Annotated in this window: 7 protein-coding genes; 3 read left to right on the top strand and 4 right to left on the bottom strand. The window is 47.9% G+C overall.

Annotation, left to right across the window (positions count from 1 at the left end; genetic code table 11):
- Positions 1-52: 52 nt before the first annotated feature.
- The 4 genes from P5674_RS08200 to efp all read right to left on the bottom strand — a co-directional run bounded on the left by P5674_RS08200 (position 53) and on the right by efp (position 1,902).
- Positions 53-235 (bottom strand): hypothetical protein, encoded by a 183-nt coding sequence (locus P5674_RS08200; RefSeq protein WP_315669924.1) that lies wholly within the window; start codon positions 233-235, stop codon positions 53-55.
- 26 nt (positions 236-261) lie between these two features.
- Positions 262-669: a hypothetical protein gene (locus tag P5674_RS08195; RefSeq protein WP_014277153.1), complete on the bottom strand. Its 408-nt coding sequence runs from the start codon at positions 667-669 to the stop codon at positions 262-264.
- Between the two features lie 49 nt (positions 670-718).
- A complete protein-coding gene (gene accB / locus P5674_RS08190; protein WP_006619603.1) occupies positions 719-1,252 on the bottom strand; it encodes an acetyl-CoA carboxylase biotin carboxyl carrier protein in 534 nt (177 codons plus the stop codon).
- Between the two features lie 92 nt (positions 1,253-1,344).
- Positions 1,345-1,902 (bottom strand): elongation factor P, encoded by a 558-nt coding sequence (efp, locus tag P5674_RS08185; RefSeq protein ID WP_006619604.1) that lies wholly within the window; start codon positions 1,900-1,902, stop codon positions 1,345-1,347.
- A 140-nt stretch (positions 1,903-2,042) separates the two neighbouring features.
- Here efp and P5674_RS08180 point away from each other — a divergent pair, with 140 nt between their 5' ends.
- Genes P5674_RS08180 through P5674_RS08170 form a run of 3 tightly spaced genes read left to right on the top strand, consistent with a single transcriptional unit; the run spans position 2,043 to position 5,854 of the window.
- Positions 2,043-4,001: an ABC transporter ATP-binding protein gene (locus P5674_RS08180; RefSeq protein WP_014277152.1), complete on the top strand. Its 1,959-nt coding sequence runs from the start codon at positions 2,043-2,045 to the stop codon at positions 3,999-4,001.
- Between the two features lie 34 nt (positions 4,002-4,035).
- Positions 4,036-4,311 carry a glutaredoxin family protein gene (locus P5674_RS08175; RefSeq protein ID WP_006619606.1) on the top strand — a complete coding sequence of 92 codons (276 nt, stop codon included), beginning with the start codon at positions 4,036-4,038 and terminating at the stop codon, positions 4,309-4,311.
- A gap of 46 nt (positions 4,312-4,357) precedes the next feature.
- Positions 4,358-5,854, top strand: a complete 1,497-nt coding sequence (locus P5674_RS08170; protein WP_014277151.1) for a UDP-N-acetylmuramoyl-L-alanyl-D-glutamate--2,6-diaminopimelate ligase — start codon at positions 4,358-4,360, stop codon at positions 5,852-5,854.
- Positions 5,855-5,994: the final 140 nt, after the last annotated feature.

Genomic DNA, 5,994 nt, shown 5'->3' with positions numbered 1-5,994 from the left:
TCAATCATCCATCCCCACCCGGGTTTGAATAAACCCGCCCCACCGCCGATAATTAGCCCATAATTAATTGTAGGGGCGCGCCTCCGCCGTCAATCATCCATCCCCACCCGGGTTTTAATAAACCCGCCCCACCGCCGTCAATCATCCATCCCCACCCGGGTTTTGGTAAACCCGCCCCACCGCCCATAATTAATTGTAGGCGTGGTGCGTCAGATGAATAAAATTTGCCGTTCACCCGATAGGTTATCCTTCTGACGCACCCTACGAGTCACGGGGAGCAGTTAATACATCCCAAGCTGCTTGAGCCGCTTTCCAGATGCGATTACTCCACTCATTCATCTCCTCAAGCACTCCTTTCCAGTTTTTCTCAGCTTCCGATTCAATGGTTTTCACCGACATTTCCATCTGTTCTTTGGTGACACCTTGGAAGCGCTCCAGAGTAGTCCTAGCATTACGCACAGAGCGAATATAAGCCTCCCTGGAGAAATCCCCCGCCGCCTGCATTTCCGAGATAGCCAGCCGTCGGATAGCATCCATTAGTTCCTGGGTTTCCTTTTGGACTTCATCGAGACTGGGCGGACTGGGGGTAGTGTCATCTTGGGGAACTAGGCTGCTGTCTTGATTTTGTTCCACAATAGCCGAGTCCTTGGGTGAATTTTCTTCAGTCATAGTTGATTTCTCCCGATTGATATAGTGATATGTTATCGCGCCGGACCAATTAATCGGGGTCGATCCTCATCAGGGGTTGTCCGTATTCAACAGGTGCGCCATTGGTTACCAAAATTTCCATAATTTGACCAGAAACCTCCGCCTCGATTTCATTCATCAGCTTCATGGCTTCGATAATACAGACAGTTTGACCGCTAGTGATCCGATCGCCATTATCCACAAATGGAGGCTCATCAGGAGCCGGAGAACGGTAAAAAGTTCCCACCATGGGCGATGTTACCTCTACCCATTTAGCGTCAACCGGACTAGGAACCTTTCCTGTGGCGGCAGTAGTCTGGGTGCTGCTGGCCGTTGATTCTGATAAGCGATCGCCAGCAGAAACCGTCCCTGGAGGCGACACCAACTCCGCACTAGGAAACCCACCACTGAGGGCGACATCAACAGAAGATAGCGGGCGATCGATAGAACTGCCACCTTTGCGTACCATCAACTCAAAATCACTACTTTTGAGCGTCAGTTCCGAAATATTAGTTTTATCGATGTCAGCCAGCAGTTCTCGAAGCTGGTTGAGATCTAGTTGCACAGTTGGTATATCTCCCTAAAAACAATATGGTTTAAAATTACGGGCGATCGCCCACATCATCTTACCCAGCAATTGGGTTAACACTGGAAATATTAATCGCGACCCTGATAACTATCGTTGCGGGTATCAATGCGAATGCGCTCACCCACAGAAATAAACAGAGGAACCATCACAGTTGCGCCTGTTTGTAGGGTAGCTGGTTTCGTTCCACCCGTCGCGGTATCGCCTTTAACTCCCGGATCTGTTTCCGTCACTTCTAGGCTGACGGAGTTGGGAAGTTCCACCTCTAGGACTTGGTCATTCCAGTAGAGTACATTAACCTCCATACCTTCGATCAGGTATTTAACCCCATTACCAATCTGATCAGGAGTTAGGTGGGCTTCCTCGAAGGTGTCCATGTCCATGAACACATAATCATCACCATCTTTATAGGTGTGTTGCATGGTCTTTTTCTCCAGGTTAGCCTGGGGAACCGTCTCCCCAGCCCGGAATGTCCGTTCCATGACGTTACCCGTCTGTGCGTTTTTTAGTTTGGTACGGACAAAGGCGGAACCCTTTCCTGGCTTAACGTGGAGGAATTCTACCACCCGCCACACAGTTCCGTCTAATTCAATACTGACACCTGTGCGAAAATCGTTACTCGAAATCATGGGAGCATCTTCACCTGGGCTGAACAATCGGGATTTATTTTACCCTAATCGGTACTTATCGATGGGATTCGGTGAGAGTTCTTAACAATTCTGCTAAAATCGGAAAAATTTTCCCCAAGTCCTGAAAACTCCCCACTACCATGCCAGATTTTGTCCTTGATGTCAAAAGCCTACAGGTTCAGTTTAAATCTGACCAGAGAACCACAAGCGCCGTCGATCAGATCTCCTTTCAGGTCAAACCCGGACAGACCCTAGGAATTGTCGGGGAGTCCGGGTCAGGAAAATCTGTCACGTCTTTAGCAATTATGGGGTTGCTGTCCCCGGCTACATCTCAAGTGGGGGGAGAAATCTGGTTTTGGCCAGGAAACCCCAAGGCGGATGAAGCTGAAGCTAATAGCAAAGATTATAGCACAGCAGCGATAGATTTACTACAACTACCAGAATCGCAAAAGCAGCAATTTCGCGGCGGTGAAATCTCTATGATATTTCAGGAACCGATGAGTTCCCTTAACCCGGTTTATACGATTGGTTTTCAATTGATTGAAGCTATCCGCCAGCATCAGGATATTACCCCCCGCGAAGGATTATGGAAGGCGGCGAGTTTATTGCAGGAAGTGAAGCTATTACCTAGTGATGAGCAAATCCTTGAGCAACTACAGTTAGAAACTCCTCCGAATGATGATATTAATAAACCGCCCTCACAGCGGGAATGGCAAACTCGGGTAAATGACCAAAAACGAGCATTTCTCGATCGCTATCCTCACGAACTCTCTGGGGGTCAACTGCAACGGGTCATGATTGCGATGGCTATTTCCTGCAATCCGACATTATTGATTGCTGATGAACCGACGACGGCTTTAGATGTAACAGTACAAGCGACTATTTTAGACCTGCTGCGAGAATTGCGCGATCGCCGAGGAATGTCGATGATTTTCATTACCCACGATTTCGGAGTTATCGCGGAAATTGCCGATACAGTAGCGGTCATGTATCAGGGTAAAATCGTCGAATTAAACCAGATTAATCAACTGTTCACTAACCCCCAACATCCCTACACCAAGGGATTGCTGGCTTGTCGTCCCACCTTACAAACCCGACGGGGGGCAAAACTTCCCACCATTGCGGATTTTATGGAAGTTGTCACTACGGAAACTGGCACAGAAATTAGGGTGATTGACCATCAAGAAAACATCCCCGATGATACCCTAGAGACGGTCGCCAAGGTTCCAGAAAACCCGGATGATTCCCCGTTGTTATCGGTGGAAAATTTGCGAGTAGCATTCAAAATTCCTGGGGTTTTAGGAGGTACTCAAAGGCTATTTATGGCAGTTAATGATGTATCTTTTGATGTATTCCCGGGAGAAACATTAGGATTAGTGGGAGAGTCTGGCTGCGGTAAAAGTACGCTATCTAGGGCGATTTTACAACTGATTCTCCCCTATAGCGGTCGGGTGATTTTTGCGGGGGAAGATATTACGAATTATCAGCCTTCGGGTTCTTGGATGAATCGTTTAAAAGACTATCGCCAGCACCGGGAATTTCAGCAAAAAATGAAGTGGGTGCGGCGGGAGATGCAAATTGTGTTCCAAGACCCGTTTAGTTCCCTTGACCCCCGTTTAACCATTGGGGATGCGGTGATGGAACCTCTGTTAATTCACTCAGTAGGTAACTATAAACACAGACGCGATCGCACTGCTTATTTATTAGAAAGAGTCGGACTTAACCCGGACTTTATGAGACGCTATCCCCACGAATTTTCGGGAGGACAAAGACAACGGATTTGTATTGCTAGGTCTCTGGCTTTAAACCCGAAATTTATCATCTGTGACGAGTCGGTGTCAGCTTTGGATGTTTCTGTACAAGCCCAGGTGTTAAACCTGCTGAAGGAGCTACAAAGGGAGTTTGAGCTAACATATATCTTTATCTCCCATGATTTGAGTGTGGTTAAATTCATGAGCGATCGCATCATAGTCATGAACCAAGGCAAAATCGAGGAAATCGGCGACTCAGAGGAGATTTATCGCTATCCTCAACAGGAATATACCCGCCGACTAATCGCCTCAATTCCCACGGGAGATATCCAACGAATTGCCAGTTAATTATAATAGGTTGAACCCAGAACTTTAGTCATCAATGAAACTCATACTTTATAGTAAACCTGGCTGTCATTTGTGCGAAAACCTCCAGGAGAAACTCGAAGAAATTCAAGCAGATAGCAATAGTCCCTGTCAGTTTGACCTGGAAATTCGGGACATCACCACCCGACCAGACTGGTATGAAATCTATCAATATGAAGTCCCAGTCCTGTATAAATGTGGCGATCGCAGCCTGACCGAAGAACCCATCCCCAGACCATCTCCCCGTATTTCCGCCTACCAGTTGGAACAAATCCTACAAAAATATTGCTAAAACATTTAGATTAACAACAATCATTAAATTGTGAGGAGTTTGACCCGTGAAACTCAAAGATTTACTCAACCCCAACTTATTACCCCCAGAGTATCACCCCGCCTTAGACATGGAAATCACAGGCTTGGCGACTAACTCCCACGCCTGTAAGCCGGGGGATCTGTTTTTAGGAATGCCGGGAACAAGAGTTGATGGGGGGGATTTTTGGCCAAGTGCGATCGCCTCCGGTGCCGTAGCTGCCATAGTTTCCCAGTCCGCCGCCAGCAACACCCCACCAGAGACAGACTCTGATACCATTCCCTGTGTCATTCCCGCCGCCGACATGACCAAAGCCTGCGCTGAGATAGCCACAGCATTTTATAACCATCCCGCCCAAACCCTTAAATTAGTAGGGGTGACCGGAACTAATGGCAAAACCACCACCACCCACCTGATCGAATTTCTCCTAACCAACGTTGACAAACCTACAGCGTTACTGGGAACCCTTTACACCCGTTGGCCGGGGTTTCAAGAAGTCGCGGTTCATACTACCCCCTTTGCGGTGGAACTTCAACACCAATTAGCTGACGCAGTAGGCGCAGGCTGCCAGTTTGGGGTGATGGAAGTTAGTTCCCATGCCTTACACCAGGGCCGGGTTTTGGGCTGTCCGTTTCAGGTGGCAGTATTTACTAATTTGACTCAGGACCACCTAGACTATCATCCCACCATGGATGATTACTTTGAGGCGAAAGCCTTGCTATTTAGTGATGATTATCTCCAGGGTAAGGCGATTATTAATGCTGATGATGACTATGGTAAAAAGTTGATGGCACGGTTGGGGGGCGATCGCGTTTGGAGTTATAGCGTCAGTGACCCTAGCGCCGATATATGGGCAGATAGCCTCGTTTATCAACCCACAGGTATTCAGGGAGTTCTCCATACCCCCATGGGCTCGGCTTCCTTTTCCCTACCCTTAGTCGGTCAATATAACCTCTCTAACCTGTTGGCAGCCTTGGGGGCGGGTTTAGCTCTCGGTTTGGATTTGTCGGCTATGGTGGACTGTCTACCAGCCTTTGGCGGCGTTCCTGGTCGCATGGAAAGGGTGCAGATTTCCCCAGAGCAGAATATTACGGTGATTGTTGATTATGCCCATACTCCTGATAGTTTGGAAAATTTACTGAAAGCCTCCCGTCCGTTTATTCCGGGTCGGATGATTTGTGTGTTTGGCTGTGGGGGCGATCGCGATCGCACTAAACGCCCGAAAATGGGTAAGATTGCGGCGGATTTATCCGATTTAGCGGTAGTCACATCCGATAATCCCCGCACCGAAGATCCTGACCGCATTTTGCAGGATGTTCTCGCCGGAATCCCTGATCATGTTAAACCTATAGTAATTGGCGATCGGGCTAAAGCTATTCGCACCGCTATCGACGAGGCTCAACCCGGCGATGGTGTCTTAATTGCTGGGAAAGGTCACGAAGATTATCAAATTCTGGGCACGGAAAAAGTCCATTTTGATGACCGCGAACAAGCGCGAGATGCCTTAAAAAATAAGTATTCTTAACTTGACTTCTGGTGCGTCAGTCTTTCGCCCTCATCTGTTCATGATTATTCAGGAGTTATGACGCACCCTACAAATTTCTGGTGCGTCAGTCTTTCCCCCTCATCTGTTCATGATTATTCAGGATTTCTGACACACCCTAC

It is taken from the genome of Limnospira sp. PMC 289.06 (assembly GCF_032350395.1).
Lineage (GTDB): Bacteria > Cyanobacteriota > Cyanobacteriia > Cyanobacteriales > Microcoleaceae > Limnospira > Limnospira platensis.
Note: the sequence above shows the minus strand (reverse complement) of the source record. Positions and strands in the feature narration are given on the sequence as shown.

Coding starts and splice junctions, on each gene's coding strand:
- P5674_RS08195 (WP_014277153.1), bottom strand. CDS start 669: ATGACTGAAGAAAATTCACCCAAGGACTCGGCTATTGTGGAACAAAAT.
- efp (WP_006619604.1), bottom strand. CDS start 1,902: ATGATTTCGAGTAACGATTTTCGCACAGGTGTCAGTATTGAATTAGAC.
- P5674_RS08180 (WP_014277152.1), top strand. CDS start 2,043: ATGCCAGATTTTGTCCTTGATGTCAAAAGCCTACAGGTTCAGTTTAAA.
- P5674_RS08175 (WP_006619606.1), top strand. CDS start 4,036: ATGAAACTCATACTTTATAGTAAACCTGGCTGTCATTTGTGCGAAAAC.